The 23,103-nt window shown below is 65.2% G+C and carries 21 protein-coding genes; 6 read left to right on the forward strand and 15 right to left on the reverse strand.

The window, feature by feature from the left end:
• Window positions 1-6: 6 nt before the first annotated feature.
• Both lepB and rplS read right to left on the reverse strand, forming a co-directional pair.
• Window positions 7-633, reverse strand: coding sequence for a signal peptidase I (gene lepB / locus E9229_RS17445; RefSeq protein ID WP_312855749.1), 627 nt, complete (start codon window positions 631-633; stop codon window positions 7-9).
• 83 nt (window positions 634-716) lie between these two features.
• A complete protein-coding gene (gene rplS, locus E9229_RS17450; RefSeq protein ID WP_183512926.1) occupies window positions 717-1,076 on the reverse strand; it encodes a 50S ribosomal protein L19 in 360 nt (119 codons plus the stop codon).
• 404 nt (window positions 1,077-1,480) lie between these two features.
• Between rplS and E9229_RS17455 the strand changes: the two genes are divergently transcribed.
• Entirely contained in the window at window positions 1,481-1,789 is a 309-nt protein-coding gene (locus E9229_RS17455) for a hypothetical protein (RefSeq protein WP_183512927.1), read from the forward strand.
• A 26-nt stretch (window positions 1,790-1,815) separates the two neighbouring features.
• Here the strand turns inward: E9229_RS17455 and trmD are convergent, their stop codons facing one another.
• The 4 genes from trmD to rpsP form a co-directional block, all read right to left on the reverse strand.
• Window positions 1,816-2,628, reverse strand: a complete 813-nt coding sequence (trmD, locus tag E9229_RS17460) for a tRNA (guanosine(37)-N1)-methyltransferase TrmD (RefSeq protein WP_183512928.1) — start codon at window positions 2,626-2,628, stop codon at window positions 1,816-1,818.
• 2 nt (window positions 2,629-2,630) lie between these two features.
• Window positions 2,631-3,161 (reverse strand): ribosome maturation factor RimM, encoded by a 531-nt coding sequence (gene rimM, locus E9229_RS17465; RefSeq protein ID WP_183512929.1) that lies wholly within the window; start codon window positions 3,159-3,161, stop codon window positions 2,631-2,633.
• A gap of 128 nt (window positions 3,162-3,289) precedes the next feature.
• Complete coding sequence (locus E9229_RS17470) at window positions 3,290-3,529, reverse strand: RNA-binding protein (protein ID WP_183512930.1); 240 nt, start codon at window positions 3,527-3,529, stop codon at window positions 3,290-3,292.
• Window positions 3,530-3,531: 2 nt separating this feature from the next.
• Window positions 3,532-3,930, reverse strand: coding sequence for a 30S ribosomal protein S16 (gene rpsP / locus E9229_RS17475; protein ID WP_183512931.1), 399 nt, complete (start codon window positions 3,928-3,930; stop codon window positions 3,532-3,534).
• A gap of 256 nt (window positions 3,931-4,186) precedes the next feature.
• Between rpsP and E9229_RS17480 the strand changes: the two genes are divergently transcribed.
• The 3 genes from E9229_RS17480 to E9229_RS17490 all read left to right on the forward strand — a co-directional run bounded on the left by E9229_RS17480 (window position 4,187) and on the right by E9229_RS17490 (window position 7,307).
• Complete coding sequence (locus tag E9229_RS17480; protein WP_183512932.1) at window positions 4,187-5,083, forward strand: uracil-DNA glycosylase family protein; 897 nt, start codon at window positions 4,187-4,189, stop codon at window positions 5,081-5,083.
• A gap of 832 nt (window positions 5,084-5,915) precedes the next feature.
• Window positions 5,916-6,239: a hypothetical protein gene (locus E9229_RS17485; protein WP_183512933.1), complete on the forward strand. Its 324-nt coding sequence runs from the start codon at window positions 5,916-5,918 to the stop codon at window positions 6,237-6,239.
• 33 nt (window positions 6,240-6,272) lie between these two features.
• Window positions 6,273-7,307, forward strand: coding sequence for a phage tail sheath family protein (locus E9229_RS17490; RefSeq protein WP_183512934.1), 1,035 nt, complete (start codon window positions 6,273-6,275; stop codon window positions 7,305-7,307).
• Window positions 7,308-7,486: 179 nt separating this feature from the next.
• Here E9229_RS17490 and E9229_RS17495 read toward each other — a convergent pair whose 3' ends face one another.
• The 4 genes from E9229_RS17495 to E9229_RS17505 form a co-directional block, all read right to left on the reverse strand.
• Window positions 7,487-8,287: a slipin family protein gene (locus E9229_RS17495; protein WP_183512935.1), complete on the reverse strand. Its 801-nt coding sequence runs from the start codon at window positions 8,285-8,287 to the stop codon at window positions 7,487-7,489.
• 543 nt (window positions 8,288-8,830) lie between these two features.
• The gene (locus E9229_RS17500) at window positions 8,831-9,337 is read right to left on the reverse strand and encodes a hypothetical protein (protein WP_183512936.1); all 507 of its coding nucleotides are present in this window, start codon (window positions 9,335-9,337) and stop codon (window positions 8,831-8,833) included.
• 291 nt (window positions 9,338-9,628) lie between these two features.
• Complete coding sequence (locus E9229_RS19745; protein WP_281369620.1) at window positions 9,629-9,760, reverse strand: hypothetical protein; 132 nt, start codon at window positions 9,758-9,760, stop codon at window positions 9,629-9,631.
• Between the two features lie 609 nt (window positions 9,761-10,369).
• A complete protein-coding gene (locus E9229_RS17505) occupies window positions 10,370-11,953 on the reverse strand; it encodes an APC family permease (RefSeq protein WP_183512937.1) in 1,584 nt (527 codons plus the stop codon).
• A 686-nt stretch (window positions 11,954-12,639) separates the two neighbouring features.
• Here E9229_RS17505 and E9229_RS17510 point away from each other — a divergent pair.
• Window positions 12,640-13,218 (forward strand): GNAT family N-acetyltransferase, encoded by a 579-nt coding sequence (locus tag E9229_RS17510; RefSeq protein WP_183512938.1) that lies wholly within the window; start codon window positions 12,640-12,642, stop codon window positions 13,216-13,218.
• A gap of 34 nt (window positions 13,219-13,252) precedes the next feature.
• On the opposite strand, the gene E9229_RS17515 is transcribed toward E9229_RS17510, so the two are convergent.
• A complete protein-coding gene (locus E9229_RS17515) occupies window positions 13,253-14,494 on the reverse strand; it encodes a hypothetical protein (RefSeq protein WP_183512939.1) in 1,242 nt (413 codons plus the stop codon).
• Window positions 14,484-16,037, reverse strand: a complete 1,554-nt coding sequence (gene ffh / locus E9229_RS17520; RefSeq protein ID WP_183512940.1) for a signal recognition particle protein — start codon at window positions 16,035-16,037, stop codon at window positions 14,484-14,486. Before ffh ends, E9229_RS17515 begins: the two co-directional genes overlap by 11 nt.
• Window positions 16,038-16,150: 113 nt before the next feature.
• Between ffh and E9229_RS17525 the strand changes: the two genes are divergently transcribed.
• Window positions 16,151-17,575: a glucose-6-phosphate dehydrogenase gene (locus tag E9229_RS17525; protein WP_246380842.1), complete on the forward strand. Its 1,425-nt coding sequence runs from the start codon at window positions 16,151-16,153 to the stop codon at window positions 17,573-17,575.
• A 995-nt stretch (window positions 17,576-18,570) separates the two neighbouring features.
• On the opposite strand, the gene E9229_RS17530 is transcribed toward E9229_RS17525, so the two are convergent.
• The 3 genes from E9229_RS17530 to E9229_RS17540 all read right to left on the reverse strand — a co-directional run bounded on the left by E9229_RS17530 (window position 18,571) and on the right by E9229_RS17540 (window position 22,955).
• Window positions 18,571-18,909: a P-II family nitrogen regulator gene (locus E9229_RS17530; protein WP_183512941.1), complete on the reverse strand. Its 339-nt coding sequence runs from the start codon at window positions 18,907-18,909 to the stop codon at window positions 18,571-18,573.
• Window positions 18,906-20,207 (reverse strand): ammonium transporter, encoded by a 1,302-nt coding sequence (locus tag E9229_RS17535; protein WP_183512942.1) that lies wholly within the window; start codon window positions 20,205-20,207, stop codon window positions 18,906-18,908. Before E9229_RS17535 ends, E9229_RS17530 begins: the two co-directional genes overlap by 4 nt.
• A 258-nt stretch (window positions 20,208-20,465) precedes the next feature.
• The gene (locus E9229_RS17540; RefSeq protein WP_183512943.1) at window positions 20,466-22,955 is read right to left on the reverse strand and encodes a hypothetical protein; all 2,490 of its coding nucleotides are present in this window, start codon (window positions 22,953-22,955) and stop codon (window positions 20,466-20,468) included.
• Window positions 22,956-23,103: the final 148 nt, after the last annotated feature.

Below are 23,103 nucleotides of genomic sequence, written 5' to 3' on the forward strand. Positions count from 1 at the left end.
TGCGGATCAGCGCACTCCCGGTTCGAGGGATGCTGCCCGGTCCAGCGGCCAGATGATTCGTTCGACCTTGCCGATCACGCGCTCGGTGTTGATCATGCCGCCACCCGGGGCCCCGAGCAGGGAACGCGAGTCCGCGGATTCGGCCCGGTGGTCGCCCATGACCCAGATTCGACCCTGCGGGACGACTGCGGCGAAGGGCGTCTCGCTGGGCGCGTTGCCCGGATAGAGGTACGGTTCGTCGATCGGCTTCCCGTTCACCCGGACCTTTCCGTCGGCGGAACAGCAATCGACCGTATCCCCGCCCACGGCGATGACCCGTTTGACGTAGACCGAATCGTTCCCGCGCAGCCGCAAAGCCCACAGCAGCCCGTCCAGGGCGTCGGAGCGCTCGTAGGGCAGGAAGGAGCCGCGTCCGTCGAAGATGACGACGTCGCCGCGTTGGATCCCGGAATTGGCGTAGGCCAACCGGTTCACCGCTATCCCGTCGCCGGGCAGCAGCGTGTTTTCCATCGAGCCGGAGCCGATGTAGTGGAAGTCAATGACCGTGGCCCTCAGGACCACTGTGAGGAGCGCGGCGGTGACCAAGGCGCCAACGACGAAGCGCCAGCCCCGGTGACGGTGCTGGCGCTTCACGCGACCGGACTCATCGTCCGGAACACTGTGCTTTTGCAAGATAACGATGGGAACCGCAGGGGCACCCGAATCGAAGGATCTGGCTACTTGCCGGTGTTGAAGTCGCGCTTTTCCCTGATCTTCGCAGCCTTGCCGTGGCGATCGCGCATGTAGTAAAGCTTTGCACGACGGACATCGCCCTTGGAAAGAACTTCGATGCGCTCGATGATCGGGGAGTGAACCGGGAAGGTACGCTCCACGCCGACGCCGAAGGAAACCTTACGCACGGTGAAGGTCTCGCGAACGCCATCGCCCTGACGGCCGAGCACGAAGCCCTGGAAGACCTGAACACGGGTGTTCTTGCCTTCGATGATGTTGACGTGGACCTTGACGGCATCGCCGGCGCGGAAGGTCGGGATATCGTTGCGCAGGCTGGCTGCATCGACAGAGTCGAGAATGTGCATGAATGCATCTCCTAGATGGACGCCGCAGGTCAACCACCTTAGACACGGCGCAAGAGCAGGGACCAGGGGTCCGGTTTCTTTGCGCCGAAGCTTAGCATCGAGCCCCGGATTCGGGACACCGATCGACCTGACTGTTGACCATCTCCCCCTGCGGCAGGAGGGAAGCCCAGTAGGCACAGTCCTTAATTATGCCACACGCATTCCAAACGGACGGGATACTGGCCACGAGAGCCGCTGTTCCGGCCCCTCGGCGTCGGTCGGCATCAGCTGTGAAGCCAACCATGTCGCAGTTCTCAAGCATCCTAGTCCGGTGGTACCAGTCGGGGCATCGAAGTAAGAACCAAGTACACAGGTGCATTCCGGCGCCATCCTCCGAAGCCTGCTGGCCGGCATATTCCTTGTTGGTGTCCACCCTGGTATCCGGACAGGCGCTCTCCCTGTCCTTGCACACCAGCTCTGGGGGCGCAATGGATTTCGCCGGGTTGCTCATGCTCCGCCTAGCAGCAGATGGCATCGGGAACCGGCTTGTTGCTCGCATCAAGCCGATTCCGATGGACATGGTGACCTCGGTTGCCGGCCTCGCCACCGAAGCCGCATGGGCCCAGGTCGACACTCTCACCACCGACGAAGCCACCAGTGCCATGGCAGCACTGGTGGCCAATGTCCTCACAACATTATTCTCACCAGCCAGATGTCAAATAAGTGCGGCCTGAGGGATACTAACGCACTGGTAGGGGCCCTAAAGACCCGGGTGCTCGCCCTTGTCGATGACCTTGCCCTCGTGGATGGCGAAGCCGGCATGCCACAGCGTGTCGCGGTCATGCCTGTTGAACGTTGCCGGGTCCAGCTTCACGATCAGGTCCGGGCGGCGCTCGGCGGTGCGCTTGAGCTGCTCGTTGCGGCGGAAGCGGGTGATCTTTCCGTGGTTGCCCGAGAGCAGGACCTCGGGAACCTCGTGCCCTTCCCATTCGGCGGGCTTGGTGTAGACCGGGTACTCAAGCAGTCCGTCGGAATGCGATTCCTCGACCAGCGATTCGGGGTTGCCCACGACGCCGGGAATGAGCCTGCCAATGGCCTCGACCATCGCCAGGACGGCGACTTCTCCCCCATTGAGCACATAGTCGCCGATGGAGACCGGACGGACATCGAAGTGCTCTTGTGCGAATTCCAGCACCCGCTCGTCGATCCCCTCGTACCGGCCGCAGGCAAAGGAAATGTGTTCGTGTTCAGCCAGCTCGTAGGCCATGGCTTGGTCGAAGACGGCGCCGGCCGGGGACGGGACGATCAGTGTCGGCTTCACCGGGCCCGCGGCGTCGAGGGGAGACTCGGTGGCAATGCGGCGCAGTGCGGCCGCCCACGGCTCGGGCTTCATCACCATGCCTGCTCCACCGCCATAGGGGGTGTCGTCGACGGTGCGGTGCTTGTCGAAGGTGTAGTCGCGCAGATCGTGCACGTTCAACTCGAGCAGCCCCTCGCGACGGGCCTTTCCGATCAGCGAGAGGTCAAGCGCTGCCAGATACTCCGGGAAGATGCTGACGACATCGATGCGCACCCTTACTTACCGTCCTGGGCTTCCGACTTGTTCACGTCGAACAGGCCAGCCGGCGGGGTGGCCACGATAAAGCCGCCCTTGACGTCAACCTCGGGGACCATGCCGTGGACGAACGGAAGGTAGACCTCGTCGCCCGCCACGGTCTCGATGACCAGCAGGTCCTGGGCGTTGCCGGTGCGCAGAGCGGTGATCCTGCCGATCTCGACCCCGTCGACACGGACGGACAAGCCCTCGAGCTCGTGCTCGTACCAGGCATTTTCATCCTCGTCCTCGGTAGTATCCGAGTCGATGAAGAGCTTGGAACCACGGATGGTTTCGGCCTGGTTGCGGTCCAGGATCTCGGCAAAGGCCAACAGCAGGATGTCCTTGTTCCAGCGCGCGCTTTCGACGGTGACCGTCTTGAGTGTCGCGTGCTCGATCTCGATTTCCGCACCGGGAACAAAGCGGTCCTGGGGCGCATCGGTGAGGACCTGGACGGTCACCTCTCCGCGGATTCCGTGCGGCTTGCCAATGCGTGCAACCTGAACGCGCATGCTGTTTCTCCTTCGTGGGAATCGATGTCCCGGTAATCCTATGGTGTTCTGCGGTTAAACAACGTTGGCCCCGCACAAGCTGCGTGCGGGGCCAACGTGGCTAGAAGCGTGCTGTAAGCCGAACAGGCCTAGCGACGACGGTCGGTGTCGACAACGTCGACCCGGACCGATTCGTCGGCCAATGCGGCGACGACGGTACGCAACGCCTTGGCGGTGCGTCCCTGACGGCCGATGACCCGACCCAGGTCATCCGGGTGAACCCGGACTTCCAAGGTGTCGCCACGGCGATTGCCCTTGGCTGCGACGGCAACGTCATCCGGAGAATCGACGATGCCGCGCACCAAGTGCTCCAGCGCTTCGGAAAGCATTGTTACTCGGCCTCGACGGCTTCAGCCTCGGGTGCCTTTTCAGCCTTCTTGGTGATGGCCTCGGGCAGGATGACCGATGCCTTCTCCGGAACAACGAAAGCTTCCTTCGGTGCCTTGACGCGCAAGGTACCTTCCTGGCCTTCGATGCCCTTGAACTTCTGCCAGTCACCGGTGATCTTCAAGATCGCGGCAACCTGCTCGGTCGGCTGGGCGCCGACGGAGAGCCAGTACTGAGCGCGGTCAGACTTGACCTCGATGAACGAGGGCTCTTCGGTCGGGTGGTACTTGCCGATCTCCTCGATGGCACGGCCATCACGCTTGGAGCGCGAGTCCATGACGACGATACGGTAGTACGGGGCGCGCATCTTGCCGAAGCGCTTCAGACGAATTTTAACGGCCACTTTAGTGGTCACTCCTGTTTCTCAACAATGTCGAACCATTGGATCTGCTCCCGTGGGGCGGGCCATACTCGCTGGTTCTGAAGGTCTAGACCTCACGCGGAGAGAGGGGCCACGCGGGTCGAGTACCCGTTCATTATGCCAGATGACAGCCCTTCAGCGCGACCCGGGGCCCCGGAGTGTCGCGCGCAGGCTAACGGGCCGACGCCGGACATGCCATGCTGAAGTCCTACTTCAGCTCAACATGAAAGATACGGCAATGACACGCTTGATGGCCCAGGACCACTACCGCACCTCACAGGAGGCCGGATTGTGGGACGAGCACATCGCCCCGATCAACTCCCTGGTCGGTGATTTGCGGGCCAAGGCCCCGGCCCGCAGCAACGGCCAGGCACCCTATGTCGCACCGTCGCTCGGAGGTGTCGACGCGACCATCCTGTGCCTGATGCAGGAGCCGGGCGAGGCGAGTCTGCCGGAGACCGGAAGCGGCATGCTGAGCGTCGAAAACGACGATCCTGCCGCTGAAATGCTGGGAAAGCTGCTCGAGGGCGCCGGCATCGACCAGGCCGAGACGGTCCTCTGGAACGCCTTCCCCTGGCACCGCGCCGAGCCGGGCAGCCGCATGTCCGCCGCTGATGAAATCGCCGGCATCGACCCGCTGAAGCGGTTGCTGCGCCTACTGCCCAAGGTGCGCGTCGTGTACCTGCAGGGAGCCGCCGCCCGCAAGGTCTGGGAGCGCCTCGAGGCCAAGCACCCTGAGGCCACTGCACGCATCACGGCGGTCCGGGCCAACGGCCCCGCTTCGAGTGCGGCCCAACCGGCCGAAGGCTCTCCCGAGCAGCCCGCCGAACGTGGCAAAGGTCGCATCGGCGCCATGGCCGAGGTCCGGTCCCTGGCTCCGGCACCGGAAGCGACCAACAGCGGGCCGCGCCGCGAGACGCTGGTCCGGGCCGAGGACCTCGGCCCGGAACACCTGGGCCGCTTCGTCGAGGTGACCAACGGCGTCCAGACCATTTCCGGGCCGCTGCTGAAGGCCTTCCAGCCGTCGACCGCACATCGCATCACGGTCACGGTTGAATCCGCGGGACAGCGTCGGGCGCTCGGCGTGGCACCCGATGCCTGGGTGCGCATCTACCGCGGCGCCGGACTTCGCTAAGTCACACCCGCTTCACCCGCCATGGCCATTCGCCGGGAACCCACACAGGGGGACCGACGGGTGGCCATGGCCGCTATCCGGCGAGCGCCGACGGGCCACGGCCCCGTGGTGGGCAGCGTTCGCACTGGCGCGGTGGGCCCTTGACCCGCTTGACACATTGACCCGACTCCATGTCCCCCGCTAAGGACAGGCCGCCCGTCCACGCACAACGATGGGCACGACGGGTCGATTTGCAGCGGCTGGCACCGGCTCAGTGGCGGGGGGCCAGCGTCTTGGCCGGGACGTGCACGTGGTCCCCGGGCCGTTGGCCGACACCGCGAGGACATCCTGCACCCGCCGGGAATCCACAGCACCTACCCGGCGCCTCACCTACTCTTGACTGCCAGCTGCGCTCGTGCGCGAAGGCCGGCGGCTGGCGGGTGGCCGCGCCACACCGGCGGCTGGTCATCACCGCCGCGGAGGCAAAGCTGCGGCGCACCGGCGACTAGGCCGGTGCGCCAATCCGGCGAATCGGCGAATCGGCGAATCGGGCGGGTTCGATCATGCCCGGGTAACGGCTCAAGCTCTATCTTCTAGGAACGCCCGGCTTCCCGGTCGGGCCGCAGGACCCGGGTTCCACCTTCGGCACGGAGGTTCCAGAGGTGGGACACGGCATGCGGCCGCAGCGGATGGCACCCGCTAGCGGAGGACCCACCCCCGATGCGCCACGGCGCCCGATCACCGGCGCCCCGACCTCCGTCACCGCATTCATCGGACGGACTCGGCGCGGGCCCGAGAACCATCCGGTGCCCGTGCGCGGTCCGGCCGACTTCGAGCGCACCTTCGACGGCCTGTGGGAGCGGGGCACACTGCCCGATCGGTCCGGGCCTTCTTCCTCAATGGCGGTTCCGATGCTCTCATCGTACGGGTCGGCCGTCAGACCACGACGGCGAGCGCCACCCTGCCCGGAGCGGGCGGGAGCACCAGGGTGGTGACGGCGGAAAGCAGCGGGGCCTGGGGCACCGGGCTCCGGATCACCGTGGTGCATGGCCCGGCCGATGCCACGGGCACGGTGCCCTTCAGCCTGTGCGTCAACGAGGTGGACCCGGCCGGCGGGGCGATCCGCCTCGCCGAGGCACACTCCGGCCTCTCCCCAGACCCGGCATCGGGCCGCTAGGCACCCCTGATACTTGAACGCGGCTCCCGGCTGGTGCGCATCCAGCCCCCGGGCATCTCCGGCCCCGTTCGGCCCAACGCAACAGCGACGGGGCCGGACGGCACTGCCACCTGCATCGCGTTGACCGGCGGAGGCGATGGCGAGCCGATCACCGCGGCGGATCTGGCGACCGAACCGGGAATGGAGGAGGCACTGCTGGGCATCTACGCGCTGGACCGCGTGGACGCCCTCAACCTGATGGCCATCCCGCCACCGGGACCGGAGCCAGCTGGCGATCCCAGTTGGCCCGCACTCGTCAAAGCGGCAGGCACCTACTGCGCGACGCGCCGGGCCATCCTGATCCTGGACCCGCCGGCAACATGGACGGGCATCGAAGAGGTGCAGGCCGCGGCCGGCGCCGGGGCAATCCCGCGGGATGCGGATACGGCGCTCTACTTCCCGCGGGTGTTGATGCCCGACCCGCTGTCCGGGAACCAGCCGGCACCCTTCGGACCCTCTGGCGTGATGGCCGGGATCATGGCCCGCACGGATGCCACCCGCGGGGCATGGGGCGCACCGGCAGGCATCCAGGCGACGCTGAGCGGTGTCACCGGACTGGAACACGTTCCGACCGATGCCGCGCTCGGCCGGCTCGCCCAAGCCGGCATCAAGGCCCTGCACCTGCTGCCCGGTGTCGGTCCCGTGGCCTGGGGCGCGCGCACCACCATCGACGCGCGGACTTCGGGTCCCGAGTGGAAATACCTGCCCCTGCGCAGACTCGCCCTGCACCTGGAACAAAGCATCCTCGCCGGCAGGCAATGGGCCGCCCTCGAGCCCGCTGGCGAAACGCTGCGGAAGCTGCTGCGGCTGGAGGTCACCGCCTTCATGCAGGACCTCTTCATCCGTGGCGCGTTCCAGGCAAGCACCCCGAACCAGGCCTACTTCGTCCGCTGCGGTGCCGATACCACCACGCCTGAGGATGCCACTCGTGGCGAGGCCAACGTCATCGTCGGGTTCGCCTCGCTGAAGACCTCAGAATTCATGCTGCTGAGGCTGGTCCTGCGGGCCGGACGGGCACCTGGGGGCTGAGGGGAACGGCCACCACTGGCAACGGGACGCCGCGCTCGCAGACGGAGCTCGATCCATGGATCGAGCAGGCTTCTGGGAACTCGAGCGAAACGCACCTCGTCCGGCCCGCGGGTGGGGGTAGACCTCGACGTACCGCCCGGGCCTGCGCTCCTGTGGCCGGGGCAGCACGGTGCGGTGATTCAGGCCTGCGGGCCCGCCGCAGCCCTGGACGCCGCGTTTTCCCGTTCCAGGAACGAGCCCAGCTCGTTGATGGTGCTCATGAACGGGGCCGGGAAGACCAATGTCGTGTTCTTTTCCACGCCCAGTTCCACCAGGGTCTGCAGGTTACGCAGCTGCAGGGCCAACGGGTGGGCCATCATGGTGTCCGATGCCGCTCCCAACGCGGCGGCAGCCAACGATTCGCCCTCTGCGGCGATGATCTTCGCCCGCTTCTCCCGCTCAGCCTCGGCCTGCCTTGCCATGGCACGTTTCATGGAATCGGGCAGCTGGATGTCCCGGAGTTCCACCTGCGTGACATCGACACCCCAAGCAATGGTGGTGACGTCCAGGATTTGCCTGATCCCGGTGTTGATGACCTCAGTCTCGGCAAGGATCTCATCGAGCGTGTGCCGCCCCACGAGGTTCCGCAGGGTCGTCTGGGCGATCTGGTCGATGGCCGCATAGACGTTCTCGATCGCCACCACCGATTTCACGGCATCAACGATCCGGAAGTACGCAACTGCGGAAATGTCGACGCTGACGTTGTCCCGGGTGATGATGCCCTGCGATTGGATCGGCATGGTCACGATCCGCAGCGAGACCTTCTGCAGCCTGTCGATGAACGGAATGATCAGCAGCAGCCCCGGGGGCTTGGGCGTACGCACCTTGCCCAGGCGGAAGACGACGCCCATTTCGTACTGCGTGATCACGTGGATGGCGAGTACGGCAAGAATGATCACGACGATGGCGATCCCGATGCTCCACAGTATTGTTTGCAACATGGCAGGTCCTTTGGACACCCGGTCTGCGGGCCGGGCCGTCGACGTACCGGCGGATCACCGGATCCGCACGACGTGTGCCGTCGACACTTAAAACGCTAGCCTCCGGGGCCGGTACGCGGCAGTGTCGAAAGGCCCTGACATGAACGTATCCGGCCACCCAGACCTCGGGTCGACCGGATACGCCTTCTTCTGGATTGCTGAACCCACGGGGTGTCTGCCGTGAGCGGGAGCGCCAGCTGCAATGAATGTCAGCTACGGCCATGCCGTCAATCGGTGGAATCCGCTTCTACGGACCGCTCTGGCGGTCGTGGATCCCGGGCCCCTGGTTCAGTTTTCCGTTGCGTCGTGGTCGGTTCGGATGGGAAACGATTCCTCCAACGCCGAACCAACAGAAAGTTCGAGTATCTGGTCCAATGTCCTCCCATCGTCTGCCGAAGGCGGGAATCCCCGCTGCTTCGATTCTGCCCCTTAACAGCCGAATCGTCGAGGGTTTTTTACCTGGGGATTTGCTCAAAGTAACGAAACGGACCTTCCGGTCCAGCGTTATTTCGCTGCCGGAAGACGCCCAACCCGGGGCTTGACCTCGGCGGCAAGCAGCGTCAGCACCTCCAGGAAGTGTTCGCGCGGCAGGCCCCTGCTATCCAGCTGCAGGAAGTGGTGCTGATCCGGTGCAGGCCGGCCGCACAGCGGCCCCCTTTCGATGTTGATCCGGTGCCAGCCCGGGTAGAAACGCTCGAGTGGTTCCTTCTTCACCGGGGCTGTCAGCCCAGGGCGCCGAAGCAGGCCTTGAGCTCTTCCCGGGCATGTCCCGAGACTGCAACGGCCTTGCACTAACAGCTCGGGTGACGGGGCGAATCGGTCGGTACTGATGATGTTTGCGGCGCTGCCGAGTGTGATCCGGCTGGTTGCTGCGGCGGACGCGGCGATCAGGGCACCGGGCGGGGATGCGGTCATGGTCAAGCGGGTGTGCTCCCCCACGCCGAAGTAGTCCAACCCTGCCTTGCCCGCGTTGAGCGGAGCACCTCCGAGGCCCTGGGCGCCGATTTCCATGATGTCTGGCCGAGCGGTCGAGCTGGAAGGTGCTGCGGGACAGTATGGAACCCGATTTGGGCGCTTTTCCTGCGGCGGCAAAGGCCAAGCCGTCAACAACGTTGCACCTTTGCCTGCCTGTCGCCCAGGTTATCTGCGCATCGACTCATACTCGACAGGAGGACGGGACGTGCCGGAGATCACGTCGGAGCGTGGGTTTTGCATGGCAAAAGGGCGGGCCCGCGGGCCCGCCCTTGCTGATGAAATCGCTCTGCGGATCACCAAACCCCCAAGGTGGGGCTTGAATCAGACCTACTTGGAGACCTTGCGAACCGGGTCCATTGACGCGGATCCGTCGCTCTTGGAGCGCTTCTCGGCCCGCTTTTCCTTGATGGATTTAGCCGGTTTCTTCGCTTCGCTCTTACGCGGTGATTTGTCAGACATGTGGTGCCGTCCTAGCCGGGGCCAACAGCTGGCCCCTTGTTGAGGGGAAGGTACCCCTGCATCGAACCATAGCCTGTTTCGGCGGTCGGCGGGCCCGGCCCGACCTCTGCTGCCGCTCGTTGCCCACCATCCTTCCCTCCACCAAGGCGAACCTGCCGATGGCGCCGGAAGATGAAGGAGAGGCCTGCACCGCAGTCCGCCAAGGACCCGGATCGTGGATTCCACCCGATTCAACACCACAGGGGGCACCTATCCGGCGACGGTCTTGGCGGCACTCGTCCTTGCCCCCGGGGGCATATCCGACCTTGGCCCCCGTGACCGCAACCCACCTTCCACGGTCGGTCGCCACCAACGTGTCCGTGGACGCCGTGGCCCCGGCGATCGCCTTGCCCTTGCTCAACCACTGGTACGTCGACGCCACCGGTCCCGGGTGCCCAGATGCCGGCATGGGCCTTCGGCATGAACCCGACAGTGGACGTCCGCGTGATCCTTGAACGGTGGTGGCAGCGAACTGTCCACCGACATCCAGGGTGTAGGGCGGGCCCCAAAACAAGCGGCCTGCCTCGCCATGAATACCAACAGGAAAACTCCCCTGCGCCAGAGCCAGACCTACCCGGCAATCTCGGGAAGTGGATCCCCGTGGGCGCTCTTGGGGATGGTCTGGCCCCTGAAGTAGTCCGGCCTCCGCAGCCGCCAGATGAACATCAGCACAAACCCGATGAGCAGGCCTCCGATACCGACGACTGCCTCGGCTCCGATGCCGAAGATGGTGATGTTGTTCCCGTCGGCATCGGTCAGCCAGTCGGGGGCGGCGAACTGGATGGTGCCGTAGATGAAGACGGCCAGCAGCATCAGCCCGCCGACCAGCGGGAAGATTCCGCGCATGAGAAGGTCACGGAAGTTGCGGGTCAGTGTCTTGCGGTAGAACCAGACGCACGCGAACCCGGTCAGCCCGTAGTAGAACGCGATCATCAGGCCCAGCGAACCGATCAGCGCGTTCAGCAGGTTTTCGCTGATCAGCGTAAAGATCAGGTAGAAGACTGCGGAGACAACTCCCATCGCCACCGTCGACCAGGTCGGGGTGAGGAAGCGGGGGTGGATGCGTGCAAACTGCTCGGGGATGGCCTTGTGCGTGGCCATGGACAACGAGGTGCGGGCCGTCGGGAGGATGGTGGTCTGGGTGGATGCCGAGGCACTGGTGAGGATCGCTGCGGCGAGCAGCATCAGCCCGATGTGCCCAATCACGCTATTGCCGAACAGTGCCGGGCCAATGGCGCTGAACACGTCGTTGGCGTTATCCGCATTTCCCAGCCCGACGCCGGCTGTCCCCACCCCGGCAAAGGCCACGGCGGCGACGGTGACAACCGCGTAGGTGACCAGCAGCAGCAGCGTGCTGATCACGGCGGCACGCCCCGGGGTCTTGGACGGATCCGCTGTTTCCTCGTTGACCGAAACAGCGGTGTCCCAACCCCAGTAGATGAAAATCGCCGTCAGCAGGGCCGGGGCGACGACGGAACCGAAGTCAAGGGTGAACGGGTTGAACCAGCTCCATTGCGGGAGGATCGAATAGGACTCTGCCGTACCGCTGTAGACCCGGTAGAGGGCGAACGCGGCGAACAGGACCAGCACCAGCACCTCGATGCTCAACAGCACGTATTGGATCCGTGCCGAGACCTCAATCCCGCGGTAACAGATCCACGTCATCAGGGCGATCCAGATGAGTCCGGCAACGGTGGACCAGAGCACGCTCTGGGACAGGTCCGCCACGCCCGGGAAGCCCAGCCCGCCGATGAAGGTGAACGAATAGGCGCCGGCGACGGCTGCGAGGTTGGCCATGACGATCACGTCGGCAACGATGATTCCCCACCCGCCCATCCAACCGGTGATCGGGCCAAAGGCCCGCGCCGCCCAGGAGAACGTCGTGCCGCAGTCGGGGTCGGCCTTGTTGAGTTCCTGGTAGGCCACGGCGATCAGATACATCGGGACGAAGGCCAGCAACACGATGCCCGGTGCCTTCACCCCCGCGAGCAGCGCACCGCCGGAGGCGACGATGAAGCCCAGCGACGCTGCGAGGCTATAGGCCGGGGCGGTCGACGCCACCCCGACGACGATGCTCGACATGAGGCCCAGCGCCCCGGATTTGAGCCCCTTCTCCCCCGTGGCATGGGGTTCGTTGACGGTTCGCTCGGACATATGATCCCTCGGCTCTTCCGGCCGTAGTCTCAGGCGGCTTCTCTGCCGGCATGCCCCGGCCGGGGCATGCCATCCAACGGGGGAATCCTACGCCCGGTTAACGGTGAAGGAGCCGCCGGTTTCCTGTGTGTTTCCAGAGAGAACGGCAAGCGTCTGACGCGTGGGGAGGGACGCCGAGGACGACCGGCAGCAGGCACGACCCGCAAACCGATGTCATCGGATTCGCCGCAGTCCACGCTGCGCACTCCTGCCCTACCAGTCCTGTCGGTACCGACGCGCCATCGGGGAAGGGCCATCCGATGGCGCCGCGCGGGGCGAAGGTGCCCACAGCCTCCACGGGACCTGCTGTATGCAAAGGGGCAGCGGAACGCGGTGGCGCTGCTGGATGGTGGTCCCCTGGGCGTTGCCGCCGGCAACCTCGAGCCTGTGCCCGGCCGCTTCATCAGCGGCTGGTAAGTCATGTCCTTCGCTGTCGCCGGCGTGTACACGATGACCCGGATTAATTCCCTTCGCGGCAGCACGCTGACCCACAATGAAGTGAAGCACAAGGGTTGGGAGTTCGTGCAGCGCCCCAGGCAGCTGCCTGCGGCCAGGGTGCGTGCGCAGCCGAAGCGCAGCTGGCTCCTCGCCGGGGTACTGGTTTCCCCGCCCTGTCATCCGTTGTCCCAGCGTTGCATGCTGGTGGCATGGAGATCCTGCTGCAGACACGCTCAATCGCCTTGCGCCAATTCACCGCCGAGGACGCGGGCCTCCTCTACGACCTGGACGCCGACCCGGACGTCATGCGGTTCATCACCGGAGGTCCGGCAACGCCCCTGGCGCAGATCCGCAGCGAGGTGCTTCCGGCATTCCTGGCCTACCACCGCGCCGGTCCTGATTTCGGTTTCTGGGCCGCACAGGAACCGATCGCCGGAACCTTCATGGGCTGGTTTCACCTGCGCGCGGAGCACGGCACGCCGGACACCGAGCCGGGACTCGGATACCGGCTACGCCCGGAATTCTGGGGTCGGGGCTTGGCCACTGAGGGATCCAGGGCACTGATCGGGCACGCCTTCAGCGTAGCTTCGGTACCGGTGACGCGCGTCGTGGCACAAACCCTGGCAGTGCACGACGCTTCGCGCCGGGTCATGGAAAAGGCGGGCATGGTGCTGGTGCGACGCTTCACTGCCGACTGGCCGGTCCGGCTCGAGGGCGATGAATTCGGGGATGTGGAATACGCCATCACTCGCGCCACCTGGCTGGCCGCCGGTTCTCCGGCGGCTTGAACCGCTCAACGACACCGGTTCAACCGGCGTCGGTTCAGCCGCGGGTGAGCAGCCGGGCGCGGACCCTGCGAACGGCCCGCCAGCTGCCGGCCACCAGGTTGTGCACGGCGTCCGCCGACCAGAGCACACCGACGGCAAAGTCCACCCAGCGCGGGAACAGGGCATCGGGACCCTCCGCGGGGAAGAACCAGGAGAAGGCGAGCAGTGCCTCGAACAGGCCCCAAAGCAGCTGGACCGCAACGGGCCAACCGCCCGGGGCCCAGATCCGGCCGACGCCGCTGGCCATCGCCTGGGACTGGATATATGCCTCGGCCAGCGGGTGGCCGTAACCAATCGCCGGGACGGTACGTGCCTCGGCGGGCGGCTCGTCGGCCTCCAGCAGCCCGGCCAACGCCGGGTCGAGCCCGTTGGCGATCAACACGGCACGCATGGCCTCCATCGAACCGATGCCGGCCAGTGCGTCCGTGTAGGCGGGAAGCAGCGGCGCCAGCGGCTCGATCGAACCGAATTCCTCCAGCTCCTGCGGGTCCAGGGTGATGCGCTGGGTATCGACGAGCGCATAGCAGTCGGCCGCGGCCGAACCGGCGGGCGGTTCGGCCACCCGGGTCATCGCCACGGGCCAGAATTGTGCCACGCGGGCATCGCCCAGCGCCCCGCGCCGGCCCTCGCGCACCCAGTGCGCCAGCGCATAGCTGTCACCGCACCGCGAGAGCATCATGACCTTCGAGGTGCGACGGGTTTCGAAGAAGACATCGGCGGCCAGGAAGCGGCCGGTCACCGCGATGGATTTTCCGTCCTGCTCGAAGCAGGACCAGGTGTCGCCGGTGGAGCCGTCGGCCAACGCCAGTTCGGCGGCGCTGAAGTCACCAATCAACAGGCTGCGCCCGCCGATGAGCGTTTCGAGCCGCTCGTCACTGATCGGTTCGCCGGATTCGACGTCGGCGCCGTCGAAGTCCACGTGCAGGGCCCCGGTGGATCGCTTCAGCGCTATGGCGAAGTCCTCCACCTGCTGGCCGGGCAGCAGGTCTCCGGTTCCATCGCAGATGAGTATCAGTCCGGTGTCCGTGACCGGGATCTGGACCTCGACGGCGCAGGGACCGTCGAGCACGGCCGGTGCCGCCAGCAACGCTAACACGCCCCTGGCTGACAGGGCACCGCGCAGAAGCGCGGTGGCGGTGGCGGGTTCAGCCTCGAATATGAAGATCAGTTCCGCGCTCAGCTGCCCGGGGACCTGTTCGGTCCGCGGGTCAGCGGGCGGTACGGGGTTACTTGCCAAGGAACTTTTCAAAGCCCTTCGGCAGGTTCAGGTCCGCCGGGTTGAAGTCCTTGTTGCTGGCACCACCGAAAGAGGCGCCGGTGGGCGCCGCCGCCTTCTTGTCCGCCTCGGCCGCGGCCAGCTGCGCCGCCTTGGCCGGGTTGCCGAACTTCGCCGGCTTCTTCTTGCCGCCCTTGGCAGCGGCCTTCTTGCCACGGGCTCCGGGCATGCCCGGGATGCCGCCACCGGAGGCCATCTTCTTCATCATCTTCTGCGCCTCGCCGAAGCGCTCGAGCATCTGGTTGACCTCGGAGACGTGCACGCCCGAGCCCTTGGCGATGCGGGCGCGGCGCGAACCGTTGATGATCTTCGGGGCGACCCGCTCGTGCGGGGTCATCGAACGCACGATGGCCTCCACGCGGTCCATCTGCTTCTCGTCGAACTGTTCGAGCTGCTGTTTGGAGATCGCGGCGCCCGGCATCATCGCGAGCATCTTCTTCATCGAGCCCATTTTGCGGATCTGCTGCATCTGGGCCAGGAAGTCATCGAGCGTGAAGTCCTCGCGGTCGGTGAACTTCTTCGCCATCCGCTCGGCTTCGCCCTTGTCCCAGGACTTCTCCGCCTGCTCGATGAGCGTGAGGATGTCGCCCATGTCCAGGATGCGGCTGGCCATGCGATCCGGGTGGAAGATCTCGAAATCGTCCAGGTTCTCGCCGGTGGAGGCGAACATGACCGGCTTGCCGGTCACCGATGCCACGGACAACGCGGCACCGCCACGGGCGTCGCCGTCCAACTTGGTCAGCACCACGCCGGTGAAGTTCACGCCGTCGTTGAACGCCTGCGCCGTGTTCACGGCGTCCTGGCCGATCATCGCGTCGATGACGAACAGGACCTCGTCCGGGTTGATGGCGGCACGGATGTCCGCTGCCTGCTCCATCATCTCGGTGTCCACGCCCAGGCGGCCGGCCGTATCCACGATCACGATGTCGTGCAGCTTGGTCTTCGCCTCGGCGATACCGTCGCGGGCCACCGCCACCGGGTCGCCGGTGGAGGCCTCGAACTCGGAGGAGACGCCCGGGTGCGGGGCGAACACCGGCACGCCGGCGCGCTCGCCGTTGACCTGAAGCTGCTTGACCGCATTCGGGCGCTGCAGATCGCAGGCGACCAGCAGCGGGGTGTGGCCCTGGGACTTCAGGTGCTTGGCCAGCTTGCCGGCGAGGGTGGTCTTGCCGGCGCCCTGCAGGCCGGCGAGCATGATGACCGTCGGCGGGACCTTGGCCAGGTTCAGTCGGCGGGTCTGGCCGCCGAGGATGCGCACCAGTTCGTCGTTGACGATCTTGACGATCTGCTGGCCCGGGTTCAGCGAGGTGGAAACCTCTTCGCCCAGGGCGCGTTCCTTGACCTGGGCGACGAACTCGCGCACCACGGGCACGGCGACGTCGGCGTCGAGCAGGGCACGCCGGATCTCACGAACCGTCCCATCGACGTCCGCCTCGGAAAGGCGGCCCTTGCCGCGGAGGTTCTTGAAGGTGGCTGTCAGGCGGTCGGAGAGTGAATTGAACACGTGCCGGGCACTTCTTTCGCTAGGCGTCTGCTGCGGTAAACACCGCTGGACTCAACATCCAAGATTACCAAGTCCACGGGCAAAGTTGTGCTTCACGTGGCAGGGTTATGCCTATGGACATGGAATCGGTGCCCGACACGGGCTCACAGGTACGGACTTTGCTGGTTCTCGGGGCCTCCGGCGACCTGACCGGGCGGCTGCTGCTTCCCGGTTTGGCGCGGCTTCTGGCCTCGGGCCGGGCCCCCGGACTGATGCTGGCCGGCGCGGGTTCGGCCGACTTCACCCCGGCCGACTGGCACCAACGCGTCGACACGGTTTTCGCCTCCGCCAAGAGCGGTGCGACGCCGCAGGGCTCCAGCGAACTGGATCGCATCGCCGCCAACACCTCCTATTCCAGCCTGGATGTCACCGCCCCGGGCGAGCTTTCACGCTTACTGGCTACTTTGCCGGGCCCGATAGCCGTCTACTTCGCCCTGCCGCCCGCCGTCAGCCAGCGGGCCTGCGAGGCCCTGGTGCCCGGCGAGCTTCCCGAGGGCACCCTGTTCGTGATGGAGAAGCCGTTCGGTTCCGACGCCGTTTCGGCCCGGGCGCTGAACCAGACCCTGGTCCGGCTGGTGCCGGAGGCCAACATCCACCGGGTGGACCACTTCCTGGGCAAGGGCACCGTTTTCAACATTCTGGGCCTGCGCTTTGCCAACCGGATCCTGGAACCGGTGTTCAGCGCAGACCATGTGGCGAAGATGGAGATCTTCTACGACGAGGACCTGGCCTTGGAGGACCGTGCCGGGTACTACGACCATGCCGGAGCGCTGCGCGACATGATCCAGTCGCACCTTTTGCAGATCCTGGCCCTGCTGACCATGAATGCCCCCGCCACCCTCGGCGAGCGCGACGTGCGCGACCACCTGGGCTCGGTCCTGCGGGCCACGTCAGTTGCCGGGACACCGGCAGATTCCAGCCGTCGCGCCCGCTATGCGGCAGGCACCTCTCAGGGCCGTCAGGTCCCCGACTATGCCTCCGAACGGGGAGTCGATCCGGCCCGGGGCACCGAAACCCTGGCCGAGGTGACGCTCAAGGTGAACAATTCGCGCTGGGCAGGGGTTCCCTTCATCCTGCGGGCGGGCAAGGCGCTGGGGGTGGCCCGCAAGGAAGCGGTCATTACGTTCAAGCCCGTCGCGCACCTGCCCGACGGATTCAAGGGGATCGACTTCCCCACCACGTTGCGCATCGGGTTCGGCCCGGACACCCTCCAACTCGATCTCGATGTGAACAGCCCCGGGGACCTCTTCACCCTGGATCGGGTCACACTGGAGGCGGAGCTGAGCTCGACCGACCTGCTCCCCTACGGCGAAGTGCTGCTGGGTGTGCTCAGCGGGGACCCGACGCTATCGGTGCGCGGAGATACCGCAGAGGAATGCTGGCGCATCGTCGACCCGGTGTTGGCTGCCTGGGCCGCCGATGAGGTTCCGCTGGAGGAGTATCCGGCGGGTGGACCCGGACCTGCCGGGTGGGACACGAATGGCACCGCGCCGCAGTAGCTCCACCCCGCGAAGGCACCCTACAGCATCCCCATCGACTCGGGTCGTTCCCGGTGAGATGCCATTCTCCGTTGATGGGTCTGCTGATTTTCACGAGTGAATCCGATTCTCCGGCATCGGAAGACCTTGCTGATTCTGGATAATTTGCCGGTCTTCGTCTTGGCCCCCATCCTCGCACCGGCCCCCAGACGCTGACGCACCTGTCGGCAACGATGATCATCGCGGCAAGCATCCTAAACGCGAATGGCTGAATCGAGGCAACCTGCTTGAGCCTTTGGCTCCTCGTCATCGTTTTCGCCGCGGTCCAGGTGGTTGGTGGCGCCGTCGGATCGGGCCAGACCAAGCTCATGCGCCTGCGGCTCGGTCCCGGACACCCGCGGCATCGAACCATTTCCCTACGCACCCTTCGCATTTCACTTTGGTGCGCTGATCCTTCCTTACGACATACTTGAGGTGCGACTGTGTGCCTGTGTGCCTTCGGACTTGGGCATAGTCGATTTTCCTGGCCTATGGGCTCCCGCACGAAGTGGTGGCCCCCGTCCGGCATCCCTGCAGGCCTGCGACCGTCCAGCACCAAACGGGCATCGTAGGCCCGCATGAGGTGTACCCGTCGCCTGGAAAATCGCGGATCCTCACGACGTTATCGCGCAGTCCGGGCTTGTAGAAGCGCCGAATTCAAAGGAACTGCCCTTGGAACAGCCACTGGAATAGACGACGATGAGATGCTGCCGCTCCTGCAGAGCCCGCATTTTCTTGTGTCGGGCAGCCATTTCATCGTGCGAAGAATTTTTGTCTTCAAATACACGCGTCCAGTTTCACTGCAGGTCGCGACTGCATGATCGTTAGCTTCACAGACGCATCAAAGCGCCGAGCCGAAGAGGCCCTAGCAGGAACCCGGTTGCCTCGAGCCCGGAGTTGTTCCCGGCGCCAACACTAAGTCGGGTAGGCGCCCCCACCCGAAAAGGTGCTGTCGCTTGCCCCACGGATTCCCGGGATCAGACTGCGGCCATTCCACGTTCCCCGGTCCTCACGCGAATCACTTCATCAACTTTGGTCACCCAGATCTTTCCGTCGCCCGCACTTCCGGTGTTTGCCGTGGAGACCAGGACGTCCAGAATGTCCTGGCAGTAGAGATCATCGACAAGTACCTCGAGCCGGACCTTGGGCAACAGATCGACCGTGTGGCTGGCGCCCCGGTATGTCTGAGTGTGTCCGCGCTGCCTGCCATATCCGCTGGCTGGGCTAATGGTGAGGCCGGGCACCCCGTAGGCCTCCAGCGCCGAACGGATCTGGTCCGCCTTGTCGGGCCTAATGAGGGCCGTCACGAGTTTCATGCGCTGACCTCTTCCTCGGTCTTCAGGTGGCCGGATGTCGCCGGGTGTGGGACGAAGGTTCCGCCTGTGCCCAGGCCTCCGAATTCATAGCCGGTTTCCGCGTGCTGCATCAAGTCGATGCCCGCAATTTCCTCTTCCTCACTCACCCTGAACCCCACGGTGCGGTGGATGGCCAGCCCAATGATGGTCGTCATGATGCCGGTGAAGACGACAGTCACCAACGTGGCTACAACTTGAGCCCTCATCTGGCCCCAACCTCCCCCATAAAGCAGGCCACCGGCGGTTCCTTCGGCCGGAAGCGCAATGAGCCCGAGGGCCAGGGTGCCGATGATTCCGGATACAAGGTGGACGCCCACGACGTCCAGCGAATCATCGTATCCCCAGCGGTACTTCAGCCCGACGGCCAGCGCCGATACGACTCCGGCAACCAGGCCCAGGCCAATGGCTGCCGAGGGTGTGATGTTGGCACAGGCGGGTGTGATGGCCACCAGGCCCGCAACGATGCCGGAGGCTGCCCCCAGCGATGTGCCGTGTCCATCACGCATGCGTTCAACTAGGATCCATCCCAGCAGCGCCGCCGCCGGCGCAACCAGGGTTTTCACCCAGATGAGTCCGGCTTCTTCCACGGTGCTTGACGCTCCGCCGTTGAACCCGAACCAGCCGAACCACAGGAGGGCCGCGCCGAGCATCACGAAGGGAATGTTGTGGGGGCGCTGACTCGGATCCTTGCCGAAGCCCCGGCGCTTGCCCACGATGAGGGCCAGGACCAGTCCGGCTACGCCGGCGTTGATGTGCACGACTGTGCCGCCGGCGAAGTCGATCGCCTCGCCCGCCCAGGAACCGATGAGCCCTACCGGCCCCAGCAGTCCGCCACCCCAGACCCAGTGTGCCAACGGCGCGTAGACCAGAGTTACCCAGATCGGGACGAAAAGCATCCACGCCCCGAACTTTGCCCGATCGGCAATGGCCCCGGAGATCAGCGCGACGGTGATGATGGCAAAGGTTGCCCCTAATCCCACAGCAATCATCTGATCCGTACCCAGCTGGGCAACGAGCCCGATATCACCCATCGGGTTGCCGATGATGCCGCCCAGGCCTTCGCCTCCCCCGGACATCGAATACCCCCACAGCACCCAGACCACGGCCACCAGTGCGATGGCGGAGAAGCTCATCATCATCATGTTCAAGACGCTCTTGGCCCGAGTCATGCCCCCATAGAAGAAGGCAAGAGCCGGGGTCATCAGCAGCACCAGGGCCGCGCAGACCATCATCCAGACCTGGCTTGATGTCAGTTCCATCTCAGTCCTCCCGTTGTCAGTTGCGGGATCATCCCGCCTGAATACAAGGATCCGGCGCCGGTGTTTCTCCGGGGCACGGGGTTTGTTTCGTCCCCGTTACCGTTGGGGCGTCTGGGTAAAAGCCTCGTGACACCCCTGTTGCGCTCATGTTTCGAGCCATGACTGCCGAAGCAAGAAAGACGGGGCCGCTTCCCCCACGAATCGTTGGATTCGTGGGGGAAGCGGCCCCGGCCCGGCAGCTAACGCGGTGAACGAAGCCTAGTTGCCGGCTTCGAACCTGACCTTGTCTCCGGCAATGAAAACGGATCCGGAGAAGTAGACGTCATTGACCGACTCGCTCTTCTCCCAGGTGGCTGATTCACCGTGCCGCGCAGTGTTCTTCTCGTAGTTTGCGGTGGCCTGGCCTCCGCGAACATACATTTCCACGGAACCGTCATAGCCCGTCTCGATAATGTATTCAGGGCCGGAAGTCATTTCCCAAGTTACCTTGCGAAGGTCATCACCCGAATAGGACGAGTACGCGTCCTGGAAGCAGCCTTCGGGCTGAAGCTCGGTGGCTTCCATGCACTTGTCCACGTAGGCACTGGCCGCGGCCTTAGCTTCGGTTGCAAAGGCCGCCGTGTAGGTGGAGAACAGTTCCACCGGTGCCGAAGCACCATTCGAGGCGACCGACACCGTGGTGCGAACCGGCTCGCCGAACGAGCGGAAGCGGTCCGACGCGTCGGCACCGATCAGGTAGGTTCCCGGCAGCCCCGGAAGCTCGACCGAATCGCCCGGTTCCATCACGGGCAGCTCGACTTTGACCCCGTTGACGGTGATTCCCGCCTGCTCGGCGGCCACGGAGACGGTGCCTGCCGGACCGGAGACCATCTCCCAGTCGTTGAAGATCAGGGCCTGCTTGCCCAGGGTCCGAAGCGTAAACGTCTGCGCGGTCTTGACCTGATCCTGCTCGATTTCGGCGGTAACTGCTGCCTGGTCATGGTCGACCACCGTCTTGATGATCCGGAAGCCGGTAATCCGGTTCTCCGCCTTGGAGAAGATCTCATCGGTGAGCAGGAGCCGGGCTCCGCCTGAAACGTTGGGGTCCAGGATGTCCACTGCGGCCTGGGCCCGGCCGTCCATCAGCGCATGAAGGTAGTTCTCCACCTTTCCCTGCGGACCAAAGGCACCCTTGTTCAGTGCGGAGTGGCCGAGCGAACCGCCCATGGCAAGGGCAATGATGACACCGGCACCGATGGCGCCGAGCTTGATGTTGCGCTTTGCCTTGTCGCTGAGCGGCTCCACCGGCGGCATCGGCGCTTCCCCCATCCGGGCCGGGCCGGCGGTCGGCATCGGGGCATCGACCGTGACCACCGCGGCGGCCCAAGGAGATTCGGATCCACCAACGAATCCGGAGGTTGCCGGTGCGGCCGGGGCCCCGAACACCAGCACACGACGCAGCCCGGCAGGGATGAACGGCGTTAGGCGGGATGCGATGAGGCGGGAGAGTGCTTCGATGCCCACGCCCCAGAGGCCAAGGAGCAGGAAGACCCAAGCCGCCAGGCCCATGCCGCCTGTCCCGCTGCTACCCATGAAGGTCCCGCCGAAGCCGACGTAGGTGACGAGTGAGAGTGCTGCTCCACCAAGGGTGAACGCGGCGGGAAGCATCATCCAGCTCGCCGGGGTGGCTGTGCCACCGGGATGGGCCGGTCGGGTCAGGGCCCAACGGGTGGAGGCGGTAACGGCCAGGACCAGGGCGAGCAGGATACCCAGCAGGGTAGCCCACACCGGAATCGAGTCGCCAAAGAGCGAAAGACTGCTTCCGGCCATGCCCGGTACCGAGATGGCGCCCAGGTGGAGCATTCCGTAGCCGTATCCGGCGAGCGTGGGCAGGTAGGCCGGGGCCAGCGCGAAGGCGCTGAATCCGCCGTCCTTGACCACGAGGATGAGCATGACGAGGCCTGCCACAACGGATCCGACGAGGTAGTGCGATCCGAAGAGCGAAAACGCCGAACTCCAAGAGGCCGGCAGAATCTTGTCGGCCTTGGCCGACGCGCCGAGGAAGGCAGCCAGGCCCACGAGCACGAATGCGGCGATGAATGAGAGGAGGTCAACGGCGTCGAAGGACACCTTGAAGTAGTCCTCGGAGATACGCACGGCAAAGACCAGGCCCAGGATGAGCATCAGGAACGCGAAGCCGAGTCCAGTGGCAGCGGACAGGACCATGCGCTCAGCCAATGGCGCCACGGGCCCACTCCGGGCGGTCTTGCGCGGACGCCAGTAGGTCACGGCCAGGGCTGCCAGCAGCACGAGGACCGGCACGAAGCGCACGGACAGGGAGGCTTCGCTGAGCAGTCCCATTCCCTCGGAATCCAGGCTTCCACCGAGGGTGCCAAAGAAGGCCATGGATACGAGCTGGAAGAGCAGTGCGACGACCAGGCCGAACCCGTTATCACCCGCATCGCCAACATCCAGGGTCGATGGCATGTAGTCATCGAGCCCCGAGGCCCCGATGACCCCACACAGCAGCAGCACGATGGTTGCGGCAAGTGCGGCGCCGAAACCCCACACCGAAAGCAGTCCCGCGCCGATCCATTTGCCCGGCGCGAGCGCGGAGACCGACGCGGGGATGAGGCCGGCAGATGGCGCGCCAGGTTCGACGGGAGGCGTTGGCGGCGATGGTGGAAGCAGGGCTTCGGGCGGGGGTGCCGGGGGAAGGCTCCGCGGGCCCCCGGTCGACTCAGCGCTAGGTTCGGGTGAAGAGTTCAAAGTGGTTCCTTGATCAGGGTGCGAGAGTTCTCCGCCTACCCGATGCCGCATGTGGCCCACAGCCGAACAGTCGGTGCTTATCCCCTACTGGCATGGGCAGATGGAGCGTTCCCCGATTCTAACTTCTGCAGAGAAACGCGGGAAATTC

Origin of the sequence: Paeniglutamicibacter cryotolerans (assembly GCF_014190875.1) — a bacterium.
Classification (GTDB): Bacteria; Actinomycetota; Actinomycetes; order Actinomycetales; family Micrococcaceae; genus Paeniglutamicibacter; species Paeniglutamicibacter cryotolerans.

Excerpts from the sequence above, each read along its gene's own strand:
- rplS (WP_183512926.1), bottom strand. The coding sequence starts at position 1,076 with ATGCACATTCTCGACTCTGTCGATGCAGCCAGCCTGCGCAACGATATC.
- E9229_RS17470 (WP_183512930.1), bottom strand. The coding sequence starts at position 3,529 with ATGCTTTCCGAAGCGCTGGAGCACTTGGTGCGCGGCATCGTCGATTCT.
- E9229_RS17535 (WP_183512942.1), bottom strand. The coding sequence starts at position 20,207 with ATGGAACTGACATCAAGCCAGGTCTGGATGATGGTCTGCGCGGCCCTG.
- E9229_RS17500 (WP_183512936.1), bottom strand. The coding sequence starts at position 9,337 with ATGGAAATCGGCGCCCAGGGCCTCGGAGGTGCTCCGCTCAACGCGGGC.
- E9229_RS17480 (WP_183512932.1), top strand. The coding sequence starts at position 4,187 with ATGACACGCTTGATGGCCCAGGACCACTACCGCACCTCACAGGAGGCC.
- E9229_RS17525 (WP_246380842.1), top strand. The coding sequence starts at position 16,151 with ATGGACATGGAATCGGTGCCCGACACGGGCTCACAGGTACGGACTTTG.
- E9229_RS19745 (WP_281369620.1), bottom strand. The coding sequence starts at position 9,760 with ATGTCTGACAAATCACCGCGTAAGAGCGAAGCGAAGAAACCGGCTAAA.
- E9229_RS17505 (WP_183512937.1), bottom strand. The coding sequence starts at position 11,953 with ATGTCCGAGCGAACCGTCAACGAACCCCATGCCACGGGGGAGAAGGGG.
- E9229_RS17530 (WP_183512941.1), bottom strand. The coding sequence starts at position 18,909 with ATGAAACTCGTGACGGCCCTCATTAGGCCCGACAAGGCGGACCAGATC.
- E9229_RS17495 (WP_183512935.1), bottom strand. The coding sequence starts at position 8,287 with ATGTTGCAAACAATACTGTGGAGCATCGGGATCGCCATCGTCGTGATC.
- rimM (WP_183512929.1), bottom strand. The coding sequence starts at position 3,161 with ATGCGCGTTCAGGTTGCACGCATTGGCAAGCCGCACGGAATCCGCGGA.
- E9229_RS17510 (WP_183512938.1), top strand. The coding sequence starts at position 12,640 with ATGGAGATCCTGCTGCAGACACGCTCAATCGCCTTGCGCCAATTCACC.